Source organism: Bradyrhizobium sp. I71 (assembly GCF_022354745.1).
Lineage (GTDB): Bacteria > Pseudomonadota > Alphaproteobacteria > Rhizobiales > Xanthobacteraceae > Bradyrhizobium > Bradyrhizobium liaoningense.
Genome location: NZ_CP059398.1, coordinates 3396175 through 3412502, shown reverse-complemented (window position 1 = coordinate 3412502; position 16328 = coordinate 3396175). Strand labels below are relative to the sequence as shown.

The following is a 16328-nucleotide window of genomic DNA, read 5'->3' as shown; positions in this document are numbered from 1 at the left end:
CAACCTTACGCCGCCAGCGCGGCCTTGGCCTTCTCGGCGATGGCCTGGAACGCGGCGGGCTCGCTGATCGCGAGATCCGACAGCACCTTGCGGTCCACGGTGATCCCGGACTTGGCCATGCCGTCGATAAATCGGCTGTAGGTCAGGCCGAACGGACGGACGGCGGCGTTGATGCGCTGGATCCACAGCGCGCGGAACGTCCGCTTCTTCCGCTTGCGGTCGCGGAAGGCGTATTGCTGGGCCTTCTCCACGGCTGGCTTGGCGGCGCGGATGGTGTTCTTGCGGCGGCCGTAGAAGCCCTTGGCGGCCTTGTAGACTTTCTTGTGCTTGGCGTGGGCGGTCACACCGCGTTTGACGCGAGACATGACAAAATTCCTTCAGAGATGACTTGGTTTTCGGATCGCCGCGCGAAGGCGGCGCGAGAGGGCAGTGGTCGTGGACGCGATCAGGCGTTCGGCAAGAAGTACTTCTTGACGTTGTCGCCGTCGGTCTTGAACAGCACGCGGGTGCCGCGGAGCTGACGGATCTGCTTCTTCGTCCGCTTGATCATGCCGTGACGCTTGCCGCGCTGGGCGTGCATCACTTTGCCGGTGGCAGTCACCTTGAAGCGCTTTTTAGCGCCCGATTTGGTCTTCAGCTTGGGCATTTGGCTCTCCTATGGCCACAACAGAAATCCGCCCGTGAAGGCGGCTGGCCGTCAAAATGCTCGTTAGAGCGTTGATTGTGCTCAGGTTTTACGAACAAGCGCGAAACCCGCACGAAACACCGCCACGGCAGCCCTTAATCAGCCGGGCGATGAAGGCTGGGCTTATGACAGAGCGGGAGCCAAATGGCAACGATGAACCGGCGGAACAGGCCCGGAGACTATCCGGTGTTGCCATCTTCATGTCCCCAGCCGTGTCGCCCGGAGCAGGACCAAAATGGCCCATTTGTCCCGATCGCCTTCGTCTTTGACTGGTTTCGTCCGCCCGCGTCATCTGGCGGTGCTTGCCCTGCTCGCGGCCGCCATGCTGCCGTCGACTGCCGATGCCCGCGTCGGCGGCTATGACGGCATCTGGAACGTCACCTTCGCCACCACGAGGGGCAGTTGCAGCTCAGGCTACAGCGTCCCCTTCACCGTGACGGGCAGCCGCGTCTCGTCCGCCGGCGGCGGCCGGGTCTCGGGCAAGGTCAACCGCTCCGGCGCTGTGGCTGTCCACGTCTCAGTCGGCGCCTCTCACGCCAGCGGCGGCGGCCGGCTCGCCGGCATGAACGGCGCCGGCTCGTGGAGAGGTGTCATCTCCGGCGACCAGTGCAGCGGCACCTGGCAGGCGACGCGGACCTGAAGGGCAAACCATCGCCACGACGGCGATGCGCTCCCTCCCCCGCCTGCGGGGGAGGGTCGGGGAGAGGGCTGTTTCCGCAAGCGAGGATTCTCAAGAGGCGAGAGCCCTCACCCGCCGCGCTTTGCGCGTCGACCTCTCCCGCAGGCGTGGCGAGAGATATCTCCAGCAACGCGCACACAACAAAACGGCCCGCCGGAAATCCGGACGGGCCGCTGAAAACTCAGTCCTGAACCAAAGCGCTTCGCGTCAGCGCGGCGCCAGCACCATGACGACCTGGCGACCTTCGAACCGCGCGTCCTGCTCGACCTTGGCGAGCTCGGCGACGTCGGTCTTGATCTTGTCCAGCAGCTTGGTGCCGATCTCCTGGTGCGCCATTTCGCGGCCACGATAGCGCAACGTGATCTTGACCTTGTCGCCCTCTTCGAAGAACCGCTGCATCGCGCGCATCTTCACGTCGTAATCATGGTCGTCGATCATCGGGCGGAGCTTGATCTCCTTGATCTCGACGGTCTTCTGCCGCTTGCGGGCTTCCGCGGCTTTCTTCTGAGCGGAATACTTGTACTTCCCGTAGTCCATGATCTTGCAGACGGGAGGGCTGGCATTCGGCGAAATCTCGACCAGATCCATGCCGGCTTCCTGAGCCATCCGGATGGCGACGACGGTCTCGACCGTGCCTTTGTTGTCACCGGTCTGGTCGATCAGCTGGATCTGCGCATTGCGGATATCATCATTGATGCGCGGCCCGTCTTTGCTGGCAGCGGGCGGAGCTTTATTAGGACGGCGAATGGGTGGTTCTCCAAAGTTGTGAAAGAAGCGGCTATCTTGAAGGAAGATGCGTTTGCCGGCAAGCAAGTCGCTCATGCGGCGCGAAAAACCCTCAAATGCGAGGCATTTTGGTCACGCCTGGGCACGCAGACGACATAGACACCTTGCTTCTGTTCCGCAAGCGTCCCAAAGGGCGGCCAATGCAGCCATCGGGTTGCATCGCGGGACACGCCCGGACAGCTCAAACCGCACAGCCAGAGTAAATGTTCCATGACCGATATAATTCCTGATGCCACGCTCGACTTCATCGATGTGGGTGAGGGCCCGTCCGCACGCAGGATCGCGGTACGCAGTCGGCGCGGACAGGGGCCTGGACTGGTCTGGCTGGGCGGATTCAAGTCGGACATGCTGGGCAGCAAGGCCTTGGCGCTGGACGCCTTTGCCCGGGATCACAGCCGCGCAATGGTCCGGTTCGACTATTCCGGCCACGGCGAGTCCGGCGGCGACTTCACTGACGGAACCATCGGACGCTGGCTGGAGGAGAGCGTCGCGGTATTCGAGCGGTTTTGCGACGGCCCGCAAGTCCTGATCGGCTCATCCATGGGCGGCTGGATCGCGCTGCTGCTCGCACGCGAGATCAAGAAGCGTCCTGGCAAGGCGTCGCTGGCCGGCCTCGTCCTGATCGCGCCCGCGCCCGACTTCACCGAGGAGCTGATGTGGAAGAATTTTTCGCCCGCGGTGAAGAAGGAGATCGAGACCAAGGGCGTCTGGATGCGGCCGTCGGATTACGGCGACGGCTCACCCTATCCGATCACGCGGAACCTGATCGAGGAGGGCCGCAACCACCTCGTGCTCGGCAGCGCCATCGATCTCGGCTGCCCCGTCCGCATCCTGCAAGGTGCGAAAGATCCCGACGTGCCATGGCAGCACGCGTTCGCGCTGACGCACCGCCTGCCGGCAGATGACGTCGTGCTGACCATGATCCAGGACGGCGATCACCGCCTCTCCCGCCCGCAGGACATCGCGCGCCTTCTTGCCGCGGTCGCCGAGATCGGGTGAAACTGCCCAGCATTCGATGTCATCGTCCGCGAAGGCGGACGATCCAGTATTCCAGAGGCCGTCGCGGTTGAACCGAGGCGCCGCGGCGTACTGGATGCCCCGCCTTCGCGGGGCACGACAGCAAGGGAAGGGAGGCAACAATGACCACCACCGCCATGCTGCGCGCCTTCTGCGACGCGGTCGAGCAGCGCAACGGCCGCGCCTTCGCCGAACTGTTCACCGAGGACGGCGTCTATCACGACGTGTTCTACGGCGCCTTCGAAGGCCGCGAAAAGATCGCGGCGATGATCGACGACTGGTTCTATCGCACGGCGACCGATTTCCGCTGGGACATGCACGATCCCGTCACCGATGGCACCACGCTCTATGCGCGCTACACCTTCAGCTACAAATCAACCTTGCCGGAAGCGGGCGGCGCGCGGGCGATGTTCGAGGGCGTGGCGATCATGACGCTGCGGGATGGAAAGATCGCGAGCTATCACGAGGTCGCCAACACCGCGCCGGCGTTCGTCGATCTGAAGTTCGCGCCGGAGCGCATCGCGAAGATCGTCGCCAGGCAGGGCGCCGAGTTGAAGGCGCGGCCGGAGATGCAGCGGCATATCACCTGACCGTCATTCCGGGGCGCGCGAAGCGCGAACCCGGAATCCATTTCGCCTTTTGGCCTGCGGTCCGATGGATTGCGGGTCTGCGCCTGACGGCGCATCCCGGAATGACGACCGGAGAGAGGCGCGCGCTCCTACCGCTTCGACGGATTCGCCATCGGCTTGCGCTGCGCCAGCGCGGCGACCGTGGCGGTGCCGATCGGGCCCTGCTCGTCATAGAGCCAGCATTCGCCGATCGCGACGCCGTCGGTGGCGTGGTGGTTCACGACTTCGAAGCCGATCCATTCCGTGACCGGCAGGCGGTGCAGATAGATCGTGACGTCGCTGTTGATGTAGCCGAGCCCCTGGTCGCCGGCATTGGCAAACGGGCTGGCGAAATCGGCGCCGGTTGCGACATGCACGAACGGCGTCATCGGCACGCCCGCAACGAGCTCGCGCACCTCGCTCATCCAGAGCCGGCGCGGTCCGAGCGAGCCCATCTGGCCGACGATCGGCCGCGTCGTCCATTTGCCGTTCATGCCGAGCCGGGGATCCGTGGGCTTGGGAATGTCGGCCGGCTTCGGCGCGTCCCAGTTCGGCGGCGACCAGACATTGCCATCAGGATTTTGCGTCTTCCGCAGCAGCTGGCACGAGGCGCGCGCCATGCTGACGCCGCCGGAGAAGAACTCCGCTTCCACCACGCGGATGCGCATTCCATCGCGCACCAGCCGCGTCGTCACTTCAATCGGCTTGTCGATGGTCGGCAGCCGAAACATGTCGACGGTGAGCCGCGCCGGCACGAACTCGGGCCCGGAATGGCGTTCCTCGATGGCGAAGCCGAGCAGGCCAATGATGACGCGCCCGTGCAGCGAGTTCGGATCCCAGGGGCCATTGGCAACTTCCGTCGGGTGGAATGTCTCGCCGTCGCGGGTGAAGAAAGGCATGTTTGTCATGCCCGCGAGATTGAAGAAACGCGCGGGGAAATCAAGACGTTCAATCCTCATGGTGAGGAGGCGAGAAGCGCCGTCTCGAACCATGCAGGCCGCGCTGCGGCAGCTCGGCCTCTATCCTTCGAGACGCCGCTCGCGCGGCTCCTCAGGATGAGGGTCAGAGAGCGGCTTTCCACTCTTCGCGAATGCTCTCGTCGGGCTCGCGATCGAGAGCATGCAGCCTCATCGCCTCAAACTCTTCCCGAACCACCAGCTGCCCCAATGCCCACACCGCAGCGCCACGCACCAGCGGGCTCTCATCTTCCAGCAAGCGCCGCGCCTCCTCCGCCAGGGCCGCCTCGCCAGAGTTGCCGATCGCAATCAGCACGTTCCTCAAGAAGCGGTCGCGGCCGATGCGCTTGACCGGCGACTTCGTGAACAGCGCGCGGAACGCCGCGTCGTCGAGCCGTGCCAATTCGGCAAGCCGAGGTGCACGCAGTTCGTCGCGCGCCGCGAGCCTGGATTCGCGGCCCGCCTGCGCGAACTTGTTCCAGGGGCAGGCTGCAAGACAATCGTCGCAACCATAGATGCGATTGCCGATGGCTTTGCGAAATTCGCGCGGGATCGGTCCCTTGTTCTCGATGGTGAGGTACGAGATGCAGCGCCGCGCATCGAGCTTGTAGGGCGCGGGGAACGCTGCGGTCGGGCAGATGTCGAGACAGGCCCGGCACGAGCCGCAATGATCGATCTCGGCGGCATCGCGCGGCAGTTCCAGCGTGGTGTAGATAGCGCCGAGAAAAAGCCACGAGCCGAACTCGCGCGAGACGAGGTTGGTGTGCTTGCCCTGCCAGCCCAGTTGCGCCGCCTGCGCCAGCGGCTTCTCCATCACGGCCGCGGTGTCGACGAAGACTTTCACGTCCGACGGCGCGGTCGCGACCAGCCAGCGCGCCAGCGCCTTCAGGCGCTTCTTGATGAGATCGTGATAGTCGTCGCCCTGCGCATAGACCGAGATCGCCGCGCGCGTCGGCTGCTCGAGAATCGCCAGCGGATCGAAGTCGGGACCGTAATTGACGCCGAGCATGATCACGCTGCGCACGTCGGGCCACAGCCCGCGCGGATCGACGCGGCGCTCAGGGCTTGCGGCGAGCCAGTCCATGTCGCCATGGCCGCCCGATGCGATGAATTCGAGGAAGTATTTGCCGGCACTCTCGATCGTGCCCGGCGCGGTGATGCCGATGCAGTCGAAGCCAAGCGCGCGCGCCTGCTCCTCGAGTGCGGAACGCAGCCCATCCATGTCGGGGGTAGATTTGATCGCCGTCGGATCCACGCTCGTCATGGCCGGGCCTGTCCCGGCCATCCACGTCCTTGCGTCGCGCTCATGATAAGAGAAGGAACGTGGATGCCCGGGACGAGCCCGGGCATGACGATCCTCATCAGAAATCCAGGTCCACGTAGGTCCGCGACGCCGGCACGCCGGCCAGCCATTCGCTGAGCAACGGACGGAACGACGGGCGGGATTTCACCCGCGCGTACCACGCCTTTGCTGCGTCGTCCTCGCTCCATGGCACGTCGCCCAGATAGTCGATCGCCGAGAGATGCGCCGCGGCGGCGAGATCCGCGTAGGTGAGCCGGTCGCCGGCGAGGAAATTGCGCGTCTGCGCCAGCCAGCCGATATAGGCCAGATGATAGCGCACATTGGCCTTCGCCGCGCGCATCACGTCGGCCGAAGGCGCGCCGCCGCCGTTCTCCTCGCTCATGAAGCGCTTGTAGATGCGCTCGGTGACGAGCGGGTGCGAGACTTCCTCGAAGAACTTTTCGTTGAACCAGGACATCAGCCGGCGCACCTCGACGCGCTCGCCGATCGTCTGCGGCATCAGGCGTTTCGGGCCCATCTCGGCACCATAGGCCTCGTCGACATATTCGGCGATGATGGCCGCGCCGGGAATGGGCGGCTGTTCCTCGTCCACCAACACCGGCGTGGTGCCGGCCGCATTGAGAAGCAGAAACGCCTCGCGCCGCTCCCAGCTGCGCTCTTCGATCAGCTTCAGATCGAGCCCGTATTCGCCCGCGATCAGGCGGATGAAGCGCGAATGCGGGCAGAAGGGATGATGAAACAGCGTAAACATGAAGCCTTTGACTATTTGATGGTGCTTAAGAATCCATCAATGTTTGTGCGGCGCCACACTAGTCCCTCAAAACCGCGAGGCAAGGTCGTGATCTCGCATTTTGCGATTGCGGCATGGGAACGAATAGGCGAGAAGAGCCCCGCTTTTCCAGCCGAAATGGACCGTAAATATGTCAGACGTAATACGGGCAGTGATCCTCGGCATCATCGAGGGTGTGACCGAGTTCCTTCCCGTATCCTCGACCGGTCACCTCCTGCTCGCGGAGCGCTTCTTCCATCTCGGCGAAGGCGCCTTCTGGGATTCGTTTACCGTTCTGATCCAGCTGGGCGCGATCCTCGCGATCGTCGGGCTGTATTTCAGGAAGCTGTGGGACGTCGTGATCGGCCTGTTCACGGGCGATGCCGATGCGCGGCGCTTCGTGATCGGCGTGCTGGTGGCGTTCCTGCCGGCCGTGATCGTCGGCCTCGTCGCCGGCAAGTACATCAAGAGCCTGCTGTTCAATCCCTGGGTCATCTGCTTCACGCTGATCGTCGGCGGCGCCATCCTGCTCTGGGTCGACAAGCTCGATCTCAAGCCGCGCGAGCATGACGCCACCAGGTTTCCGCTGCTGATGTATCTCTATATCGGCATCGCGCAGTGCGTGGCGATGATCCCCGGCGTGTCACGCTCCGGCGCCAGCATCGTCGCGGCGATGCTGCTCGGAGCCGACAAGCGCGCGGCGGCGGAGTTCTCGTTCTTCCTCGCCATTCCCACCATGATCGGTGCGTTCGCCTACGACTTCTACAAGAGCCGCGCCGAGATGACGATGGACCACATGAACATCGTCGCGATCGGCTTCGTGGTGTCGTTCATCACCGCCATCATCGTGGTGAAGACGTTCCTGACCTACGTCACCCGGCACGGCTTCGTGGTGTTCGCCTGGTGGCGCGTCATCGTCGGCACGCTCGGCCTGATCGCGCTGGCGCTCGGGCAGTAGGAACTCCGTTGGTGCGCTCCCTCGCCCGCTTGCGGGAGAGGGCTGGGGAGAGGGTGTCTCCGCAGAGAGACCTCCAGTGAGGCGAAAGTCCTCACCGTCCCGACATCATTGCCGAAGCGATGCGCCGGCGTTCTCGCGGACGGCTGCCAGAGGCAGCCTACGCCGTCCCGCAAGCAAGCGGGAGAAGCAAACCAGCCTCACACGCTCATGCGCTGGAACTGACCGGCGGCGCGGAAGCGCCAGAGATATTGCGGGGCGATCGCTTCCAGCGAATCGGGGGTGATGCCGAGGCCTTCCAGCGTCAGGCCGGCCGCCTTCGCCGCCTCCGAGACGATGTTGTCGCGCTCGAGCAGCGTGACCTGGTCCGGCGTCAGCTTGAACGCGCCCGGCGCGAATTGCAGGAAGGCGGCCTGGAAGCGGGCGAGGCCGAACGGCAGCGGGATCAGCATCCGCTTGCGGTCGGTGATCTCCAGGATGGTCTCGATGATCTCGCGCATGGTCAGCACTTCCGGCCCGCCGAGTTCGTAGGTGGCGCCCGCCTTGGCCTTGCCGTCGACGGCATCCGCGATCGCGGTGGCGACGTCGCCGACATAGACCGGCTGCATCTTGGTATCGCCGCCGATCAGCGGCAGCACCGGCGACATCCGGGCCAGCGCGGCAAAGCGGTTGGTGAACTGGTCCTCGGGGCCGAACATCACGGAGGGGCGGAAGATCGTGGCGGAGGGAACCGCGGCCAGGACCGCGGCTTCGCCCGCCGCCTTGGCCCTGGCATAGCGCGAGGGCGATTCCGCGTCGGCGCCGATCGCCGAGACATGCACCAGGCTGGCATCGGCCGCGGCCGCCGCCTTGGCGACGGTTTCGGCGCCCCTGGCCTGGACGGCGTCAAAGGTCTGCGCGCCGCCCTCGGTGAGGACGCCGACGAGGTTGATCGCGACATGCGAATCACGCAGCGCCGCCTCGACCGAGGCCGGATAGCGCAGATTCGCCTGCACGGTGTGGACCTGTCCGACCTTGCCGGAGGGCTGCAGGTATCCGGCGAGTTCCGGCCGCCGCACCGCGACCCGGACCCGGTAATCGCGCTTGCACAGGGCCCGGACGACATTCCGGCCCAAAAACCCCGATCCGCCGAAAACCGTGACGAGCGTGTCCAGATTCGATGCCATGGGGGTGTCCGTTCCTGCGGAAAAGAGTGCGTCTTGTCAGGCTTTTATCGGGCCGGTTTGCGATGCGCAATCGGCATCCCGAACCGGGTCTCACGCATGAATTGACAACGGCGTCACCGAACCGTAGTAACCGCCTCCGTGCCCCAAACGGCATGCCCAGGTGGTGGAATTGGTAGACGCGCTGGCTTCAGGTGCCAGTGGCTTAACGGCCGTGAAGGTTCGAGTCCTTTCCTGGGCACCATGCTTTTCTGGATCGCAAATAAATCCAGATAGATCAGCCCTTTCAGAGTGTTGCGTTGGCCCCGACTGTGTAACAATGGGGTGTAACATTGCTGTTCAGGGTTGTTCGGCCAATGCGCCGGGACGGGTCTCGCTTTCCTCTTTTCGTGCAGCGCATTCCGGCTGATGTTCGGCGCAAAGTAGTTGGCTCCGAACTCGCGATTCCGCTCGATGACAGCTTCGTTTTCGTGACGCCTAGCGAAGGTGCTCAGGCCGTACGGTTCTCTCTTCGAACCACAGACCCCAGCGAGGTCAAGACGCGTCAGGCGCTCGCTGCGGCATATCTGGAGGGCGTTTGGGAGGCGCTCCGCAACGACGCTCCCGTGCATCTCACCCACCGGCAGGCAACCGCTTTGGCGGGCGAACTCTATCGCGTTTGGGCTGACAGCGAGAGCCGCGCCCGGAGCATCGCCATGGTGCACACGCCCGGAGTCGGCTGGGCGCCGGACACCGAAAGTCAGGACGAGCACGAAGCCCATTGGGCGGCCGTCGTGGGGATGTGGGAGAAGGTCGGGAAGGATCGGGACCCCAAGCAATTGGAGAAGCCGCTTGGCCCCATCGTGGACCGTCTCTTGCTGACTAAGGGCATACGCCGCGTGGACAACGAATCCCGCGCCATGTTGCTCGTGGCATTTTGGATGGCGCTGCGTGACGCCTTCGCGAGCCGCCAGCGCAACGCGGAAGGAGACTATGCGCCTGACCCCAAGGCCGCCCGCTTTCCGGAGTGGCACGCGCCGGAAGGCGTGCCAAAGGAAAAGCCAAAGCGGGGCGCCTCCAAGCATTCCCTCACCGGTCTCGTCGAGGATTGGTGGAAGGAAGCTAAGCGGGCAGGCCGTAAGCAGAGCACCTATGAGAGCTATCGCAATTCGATGGGCCGCCTCGTGATGTTCCTGAAGCATGACACGGCGAGCCGGGTGACGCCCGAGGACATCGTTCGCTTCAAGGACTATCGCGTGCAGAGCGGCGTAAGCCCGAAGACCGTGAAGGATAGCGACCTCGCGGGCCTGAAGACGGTGTTCGGCTGGGCCGTGGTGAATCGTCGGCTGCCCGGCAATCCGGCCGAAGGGATCACCATCAAGGTAGGCAAGTCGCGCAAGCTCCGGTCCAAGGGGTTCTATGATTCGGAGGCCGTCGCCATCTTGAAGCACGCCCGCGAGTTCGTGCCCGGCCGGGAAGCCCCCAAGCTGGCGGCGGCCAAGCGGTGGGTCCCTTGGCTATGTGCTTTCACGGGTGGCCGCGTGGGCGAGATGATTCAGATTCGTAAGGAGGACCTTAGGCGCGAAGGCAAGCTCTGGGTGCTACACGTGACGCCCGAGGCGGGGCCGGTGAAGACGGATGAAGCGCGGGACGTCGTGCTCCATCGGCAGGTCATTGAGGAGGGCTTCTTGGCATTCTTTGAGAAATCCAAGAACGGCTATCTATTCATCGATCCCAAATCCGGTGAACTGGGGGTGCGCAACGCGGTGAAGACGGCGCGGAACAAGGTCAACGAGTTCGTCCGCGAGGTCGTGAAGGATAAGAACGTTGATCCTAGCCATGGCTGGCGTCACCGCTTCAAGACAGTTGGCATTGATCAGGGCGTCGAGATGCGCGTGCTGGATGCCATACAGGGACACGCGCCCCGCAATGTCTCGGAGGGATATGGAGACGTGACTATCAAGGCAAAGGCGAATGCAATCGCTCGGTTTCCGGCCATCGATGTCGCATAAGCCGCCAGTGGGTGACAAAACCGTCGGGGCTGCAAAAGTTACCTAAGGGCCAATGGCCGGCTTAACGGTCCACTACCATCAGACCAATGATACGCGAGCGAACGGTTGATGGGGTGGACCAGGCGGCCAAGTTGCAATTTGCTGCTCTTCCGTCCGGTAGAAGCGCAGCGGCTCAAATCGAAGGCTTGCAGCGCGATCACCGATTAGCTGAAGCAGCTCCGGAGTATCCTTAATGAAGTTGACTAGCTGAAGCGACTTCTGCTCTCGCTCTTTGTTGCCGAACTCTCCAAGTGTGGCGCACAAGGTGGCGAGTTTCCGAGCTACCACCGCTACTGATCCGTTTCGGGTCCATGGTCCCCAAACGGACAGCGATCCATCTTCCGCAAATACAGCCACTATTCGATCATCAAGAAAAGGCTCCGGCGTTTCCGGATAGTAGCTTCCATAATGGGCAATCCACTTATCTCGCAAGAAGTGAATTTCTTCGTGGAACGACTTTAGCGTCGCGGAGCTGAGACCGGCTTGGAAATTCCAACCTGAGAGCCCATCGTTCCCATTGGAAGTGGCCCTCGCGTACAAGAGAACAGAGTGCTGGAGTAGTGGCGCCGCGAGATCTGCGTTCTGCCAGAATGAGGTCAAGAAGTTCAAGTTATGGCGAACCTGTTGGAAGTCGGTCACAGCGGCGTTGATGGTCCGAAGTTGGCGGATATTCTGGCGAACCCTTGTCCACTTGGGTTCGTTCGCTAGCTGGTGCTCCAGTACGTTCAGGTCGATCAGTCCTGTCGGTGCGGGCGTCATCACTAGTTTCCTTCGGTTGGCCGCTTTATTGCGCATATTGCCCCTCCTGGTGTCCACTCCCTTTCAAGGGCGCGGATCGCTAGGGTGTATCGGTTCGGGCCGCTTGGCTATTGTTCGGTCTACCTATACAGCCGAGCAAAACAGGAGCCGCGCGGACTTAAACTGAGAAATGTTATGATAGTGGTGCTGGCTTGTATCGCTGAGGCGCTCAAGAGACTACTCTGGACCGGCTGTTGGTACTGCTTTCGAAATCACGTGGCTAGTTCTCGGATCGCGTCCGGTTTCTTCCCGATCACATCGCGCACAAGCTTAGGTCTTGGGCTCACCCGTGTGTCCTCTCGATGGACCTGCTAAAGGGCCATGATGCGGAGACGCAGGGCGGAGGGATGTACTCTCCCTCTCCGCTGTGGTCACCGTTGTGGTGACGGCGCTTGGTGACGGCCCTCAACCTGCTCGGAGGTGTGCACCTTTGGGGTAGCTCGTGGATGCAAGGGACCTTGTCGTCGTGGTCGCGATGATGGTGGCTACGGCGGTCGCCTTATTGGGGGACCCCTCTAAGCCCGTGCTGATAGTCCCCTTCCTCTGCTTAGAGGCGGCCCTTTGAGTAGTCCTCTGAGGAAAGGGGGATCGATCATCCCTCACCGCTAAGACTCTCCAATAAGCAGGACCCCTTTAAGACCCCACCCTCTCAGTTTCCTCCTTCCATCAGCGGAGGCGTAAGGAGCTAAGTGATTGTTACATTGTACCAAAATCGACTGAAACGATCACGCAGCGGGACCCCGTACGGTGCGTAAATTCGTCCTGCATGGCCTTCCTGGCTGTCTCCGCATGGGAGCGGGCCACGAGAACGGCATCATGCAGCGGTAGCGCGGTGATACCCTGCGCAAACAAGTGCGAGACCACTGCGATGAGCATATCGCTTTCGGACTTCATCAATTGATATCCAAGGCCCTTTCCGAAGAGGTGAGCGATCGGGCCGTGTTTTCGCTCCAGCATTTCGATGGCGTCGCGAAGCTTGGTCCCTTTGGGAAAATGCTCACGCGCACCCTTCGGCCAATTCCCGAGGAGGCCATCTGCAAACAGCATGGCGTTGAGCAGCACCTTCCAGGCGTCGCGTGTGGTCCCGTCGCCCGCAACATCGTAAATATCACCATCGGGCTGCTCCGCCCCTGCGCGGACATATGCAAGCCTGGGATAAAGCTGCCGGTAGTCCACATCAGCGATGCGCTCGCCGTCTAGCCGGATGCGTTCAAAGCGTTCGGCGCGGGGCATCGACATCCAGAATCCGCCCGCTAGACGTCCGCCATCTTGCCAACTGCGGTTGTTGAATATCCGCCGCAATGATCGTCGGTGCGGCACTACAAGGCCGCCATCAGTCCCGAGTCGCAGCGCCTTTCCAGCCTCGGTGATCTCAATGTTGGCATCTCCGAGCCTTCTGTTGAGCCGCCTAATCTGGCCTCGCAACAGGTTCGTTCTGCGACTGTCCTTATAATCAATGGGCTCAGACTGATCGTTGGCATCCTTGCCGGTCTTGAGGATAAGCAACTCAGGTTCGTCGAGCCGTCTGAGCGAATTCACGCTGAAACCTGGGACCGGCAGAAATTCGGCCATCCTTTCTGTTGGAATGACGAGAGAGGGGGCCTTCGCCTTCTCTGAGTATCGGTAGCCTGTGCTTACTTTTCGCAGCACTCCGAGGCTTGTCATGACATCGATGCTGCTGAGGAAGTGCTCGCCATAGACCGGATTGGAGTAGCGGCCTTTACCCCACATTGAGCCGTGCGCTCTTGGGACGGCGAGGGCTACATCATCGTCCATCAGAGTCACAAGCATCAGATTGCAGGCGAGTGCCTCGACGCTGGCGAAGAATCTCTCCCGCGCCGCATCGGTACGGGCTCTTTCTCTCAGGCCCTCCGAAAGCTCAAAGTTGGAGAGGTGGTTGGCGAAACTCTTGATGGCTTCGCTAAGTTCTGGTGATTTCGCCCGGTATTGAGGATCAAACCAAAGCGGGCGGAATTGCTTTGTCATTGTCTGGCGTACCCGCCTTGCGTCTGGTGCGCGAAGTGACCGGCCTCAGTGCCCAACATGCGCGTACCATCTCCGTGGCACCTGATCTCTCGCGAGAGGGAGGGGCACAAAATTATCGTACGGGGGAAGCTGCGACGAGGCATCGCGGCTGCTGGCCGTAGCGCTTCTTCTTGAGGGCGAGGACGCCGGGGAGATGCTTCTCGATGACCCATTCGCAAAGCCCTTCCACCGCGCGGCCCATAATGCGGAGGACCTGCCCTGACGACCTGGGGAAGGCGTGCATCTCGGTTTGTCTCTTCCGCCCGTATGCGTCCACAAAGGGCCAACGCTTATGGGTGCCGCTCGCAAGGCGATGTAGGGCCTTTGCAATTTGCACCGTGCGAAACTCCTTGGTCCGGTGCGAGTCGGGGTCTTCCTCGATTAGCGCGGTGACGGCCAGCACGATGGCAACAAATCGCTCCGGCTTGATGCCTGCGACGCGAAGCCGTGCCAAGGCGATCCGCGCCCGCCTCCGTGGTGACATGCCGCGCAGCCGAGTGGCGATCTCCGTTGGGCCGGCTTCTTCGAGGAGCAAGCTGATGGCGTTGAGTGCTGCCTTTATGAACCGATCGGATTCCGCTCTGGGCCGGAGATACGAAGTGGCAGCCGCCAAGTAGGGCTTCAACTCCGCGGCGCTGTATGTCCCGTCCCAGTGTGATCCGTGCCGAGCCTTGTGCTCGATGTGCTTGCGGCAGTGGAAGGCAGCGAGCCCGATGCCAGCAGCCCGCATAGTTGGATTGCGGCAACCGGGAATGGCGCAGCGCGATGCGAAACCTTCCGTTGCTTTCAGGCGGGTTCGAATGGATCGCATTTACCTTGTCGCCCATCAGCGATCTTTGCCAGAGTTCTCCGACGTTTCTCTGGCTGCGACGTCCACGACGGTTATGCCAGCGCTCTTCAGCGAGCTCCTTGCCGACGATAGTGCCTCTGCGAGTTGATCACGCTTCGATTTAGTCAGGAGCATGCCGATTGCATCGAACAGCGTGCTTAGCTCTGATCGGTTTGTTATTCGCCACCGACAAGCGGGCTGTTGCTTCTTGTTCTTGCGCGGAGGCAAATCGACCACGTGGCCGACGCCAACGGCTTTGCAGAAGCGTTCGAGGTTATAAAAGTCTTTCGAAGCTTGGTCGATGCTACAATCAAAGGCGCCATCGCTGCGAGCACTGGCATGGCCTTCACCATCGAAAAAACCAGCAGCCCACGCTCGTTCAAAGATAAGTTGCTGCTCTTCAGCCAGCTTTAGGTTTTTGGTCGCTTCGCGATTCCATTCCTGTTCAGCTCTGCGGCGCAGCTCTTTTTCTTCCTCGTTCATTGTGTAACCCCCTCTATGCGGCTCCTTCAGATGCAATTAGGGAATACTTGACGAATTTCAAGTATTGCTGCCCAAGTTGCTGAAACGCAATGGCATTTGTATTACATAGGGAGAGGCTATACGTCACCCCCTTAGGGGTTACTGGGAGACATGCTAGGGTATACTTGGGGTGTGGGAGGATAGACTATCGGGGGTGAGGGAGGTGCTCGGGTTACCCCCGGGTAGGTCTTGGTGGTGGTCAGCCTGGCTGACCCCTCCGAGCTAAGGAGAGTGTAGCTGCACACCCCATGCCGGGACTTGCTCGGCCTTACAAGACCCCCCGGGGCAGCATTCCTTAAGCCGCCAAGGCTGGGCGGGTAGCACTGGCAGACACTATGCCATTTTCTTTGAAGGTCTCTATGGTGGCGCAAGGTCTCTAGAGCGAACTAGCAAGGGCGTGACTAAGATGGGGTAGCTGCATGTCGCGAGACCAACATTGCCATTGGCTCGTTACCTCGCGAAAGGGGCCCTCGGGAATACACTTGGGTGATCCATCAACTGGACGTGGCCCACGTCACGTCAAGACGTAGCGGACCTGGAGCTTCCTTGAGGTGCGGTGTTGTCAGGGTCTGGCCTTCTTGGCCCGGTGCATCAGGACAAAGGCTGTGAATTGCTCCGTTGCAGCCTTTTCGTATCCCGTAATGAAGGCTCGTGATTGCCCCGCCATTGCATGCTCGAAGAGGCTTTGGTTCTCCCTCCTGCAAATGCCTAGCAGGGTTCGCGCAATGACTGTCGCGGACGAGATACCATCATCGAGGTCATGCATATTCAGGCCAGCGCAGTATTCGAGCGCTGCTCTGTACTCCCCCGCTGGGGATTGAGCGTGCGAAGGAGCTAATTGCAGCAACACGATTAGAACGGCTATGCGGCGCATGTGGATGTCCTTTGATGTGCATTATAATGCGTCGCATTAAAGTACAACAAGTTGTCGCATCCGGCCCATGCCGGAAGACGTGCGAAAGCTTGTGGGGGACAATGTGAAGAGGCTTCGGCTAGCCGCCAACCTAACGCAAGCCGAGTTGGCGGAGCGCGTCGGTGTTGACCGCGCCTACATTAGCGGACTGGAGCAGGGCCAGCGTAACCCGACGGTGGTGAGCCTGTGGCACGTCGCCAAAGCACTATCAGCGCCGCTCTGGCAAATCTTCGATGAGCCTAGAAGACGGTAATCTTGTTTTTGCGGGCGCCGGCCATTGATGATCGCGG

17 protein-coding genes and 1 tRNA gene are annotated in these 16328 nt (G+C 61.8%); 7 read left to right on the top strand and 11 right to left on the bottom strand.

Going from position 1 to position 16328, the window contains the following annotated elements; translation table 11 throughout:
- Positions 1–5: 5 nt before the first annotated feature.
- Together rplT and rpmI are read right to left on the bottom strand one after the other, a co-directional pair.
- On the bottom strand, positions 6–365 hold the full coding sequence (rplT, locus tag FJV43_RS16555) for a 50S ribosomal protein L20 (protein WP_027561620.1): 360 nt from the start codon (positions 363–365) through the stop codon (positions 6–8).
- A gap of 80 nt (positions 366–445) precedes the next feature.
- Positions 446–646 carry a 50S ribosomal protein L35 gene (gene rpmI, locus FJV43_RS16550; RefSeq protein WP_008539890.1) on the bottom strand — a complete coding sequence of 67 codons (201 nt, stop codon included), beginning with the start codon at positions 644–646 and terminating at the stop codon, positions 446–448.
- Positions 647–920: 274 nt separating this feature from the next.
- Between rpmI and FJV43_RS16545 the strand changes: the two genes are divergently transcribed.
- Positions 921–1325, top strand: a complete 405-nt coding sequence (locus FJV43_RS16545) for a hypothetical protein (RefSeq protein ID WP_239628564.1) — start codon at positions 921–923, stop codon at positions 1323–1325.
- A gap of 246 nt (positions 1326–1571) precedes the next feature.
- Here the strand turns inward: FJV43_RS16545 and infC are convergent, their stop codons facing one another.
- A complete protein-coding gene (gene infC / locus FJV43_RS16540; RefSeq protein WP_080659921.1) occupies positions 1572–2111 on the bottom strand; it encodes a translation initiation factor IF-3 in 540 nt (179 codons plus the stop codon).
- A 249-nt stretch (positions 2112–2360) separates the two neighbouring features.
- Here infC and FJV43_RS16535 point away from each other — a divergent pair, with 249 nt between their 5' ends.
- On the top strand, positions 2361–3149 hold the full coding sequence (locus FJV43_RS16535) for an alpha/beta hydrolase (protein ID WP_239628562.1): 789 nt from the start codon (positions 2361–2363) through the stop codon (positions 3147–3149).
- A 140-nt stretch (positions 3150–3289) separates the two neighbouring features.
- Positions 3290–3757 (top strand): nuclear transport factor 2 family protein, encoded by a 468-nt coding sequence (locus FJV43_RS16530; protein WP_239628560.1) that lies wholly within the window; start codon positions 3290–3292, stop codon positions 3755–3757.
- Positions 3758–3885: 128 nt separating this feature from the next.
- Here the strand turns inward: FJV43_RS16530 and FJV43_RS16525 are convergent, their stop codons facing one another.
- The 3 genes from FJV43_RS16525 to FJV43_RS16515 all read right to left on the bottom strand — a co-directional run bounded on the left by FJV43_RS16525 (position 3886) and on the right by FJV43_RS16515 (position 6785).
- Positions 3886–4683: an acyl-CoA thioesterase domain-containing protein gene (locus FJV43_RS16525; protein ID WP_239628559.1), complete on the bottom strand. Its 798-nt coding sequence runs from the start codon at positions 4681–4683 to the stop codon at positions 3886–3888.
- A gap of 154 nt (positions 4684–4837) precedes the next feature.
- On the bottom strand, positions 4838–5995 hold the full coding sequence (gene queG / locus FJV43_RS16520) for a tRNA epoxyqueuosine(34) reductase QueG (protein ID WP_239628556.1): 1158 nt from the start codon (positions 5993–5995) through the stop codon (positions 4838–4840).
- A gap of 97 nt (positions 5996–6092) precedes the next feature.
- Positions 6093–6785 (bottom strand): glutathione S-transferase family protein, encoded by a 693-nt coding sequence (locus tag FJV43_RS16515; RefSeq protein ID WP_239628555.1) that lies wholly within the window; start codon positions 6783–6785, stop codon positions 6093–6095.
- 169 nt (positions 6786–6954) lie between these two features.
- Here FJV43_RS16515 and FJV43_RS16510 point away from each other — a divergent pair, with 169 nt between their 5' ends.
- The gene (locus FJV43_RS16510) at positions 6955–7761 is read left to right on the top strand and encodes an undecaprenyl-diphosphate phosphatase (RefSeq protein WP_239628553.1); all 807 of its coding nucleotides are present in this window, start codon (positions 6955–6957) and stop codon (positions 7759–7761) included.
- 197 nt (positions 7762–7958) lie between these two features.
- Here FJV43_RS16510 and FJV43_RS16505 read toward each other — a convergent pair whose 3' ends face one another.
- The gene (locus FJV43_RS16505; protein WP_239628551.1) at positions 7959–8924 is read right to left on the bottom strand and encodes a complex I NDUFA9 subunit family protein; all 966 of its coding nucleotides are present in this window, start codon (positions 8922–8924) and stop codon (positions 7959–7961) included.
- Between the two features lie 154 nt (positions 8925–9078).
- Here FJV43_RS16505 and FJV43_RS16500 point away from each other — a divergent pair.
- Both FJV43_RS16500 and FJV43_RS16495 read left to right on the top strand, forming a co-directional pair.
- Positions 9079–9165: transfer RNA gene (locus FJV43_RS16500), tRNA-Leu, on the top strand.
- An 88-nt stretch (positions 9166–9253) separates the two neighbouring features.
- Positions 9254–10912, top strand: a complete 1659-nt coding sequence (locus FJV43_RS16495) for a tyrosine-type recombinase/integrase (protein WP_239628549.1) — start codon at positions 9254–9256, stop codon at positions 10910–10912.
- 78 nt (positions 10913–10990) lie between these two features.
- Here the strand turns inward: FJV43_RS16495 and FJV43_RS16490 are convergent, their stop codons facing one another.
- From FJV43_RS16490 to FJV43_RS16475, 4 genes are all read right to left on the bottom strand, one after another.
- On the bottom strand, positions 10991–11746 hold the full coding sequence (locus FJV43_RS16490; protein WP_239628548.1) for a hypothetical protein: 756 nt from the start codon (positions 11744–11746) through the stop codon (positions 10991–10993).
- Between the two features lie 699 nt (positions 11747–12445).
- Entirely contained in the window at positions 12446–13735 is a 1290-nt protein-coding gene (locus FJV43_RS16485) for a hypothetical protein (RefSeq protein ID WP_239628547.1), read from the bottom strand.
- A 112-nt stretch (positions 13736–13847) separates the two neighbouring features.
- Complete coding sequence (locus FJV43_RS16480; RefSeq protein WP_239628546.1) at positions 13848–14585, bottom strand: hypothetical protein; 738 nt, start codon at positions 14583–14585, stop codon at positions 13848–13850.
- 15 nt (positions 14586–14600) lie between these two features.
- Positions 14601–15086, bottom strand: coding sequence for an LAGLIDADG family homing endonuclease (locus FJV43_RS16475; RefSeq protein WP_239628545.1), 486 nt, complete (start codon positions 15084–15086; stop codon positions 14601–14603).
- 980 nt (positions 15087–16066) lie between these two features.
- Here FJV43_RS16475 and FJV43_RS16470 point away from each other — a divergent pair.
- Positions 16067–16291, top strand: coding sequence for a helix-turn-helix transcriptional regulator (locus FJV43_RS16470; protein WP_239628544.1), 225 nt, complete (start codon positions 16067–16069; stop codon positions 16289–16291).
- Positions 16292–16328 lie beyond the last annotated feature (37 nt).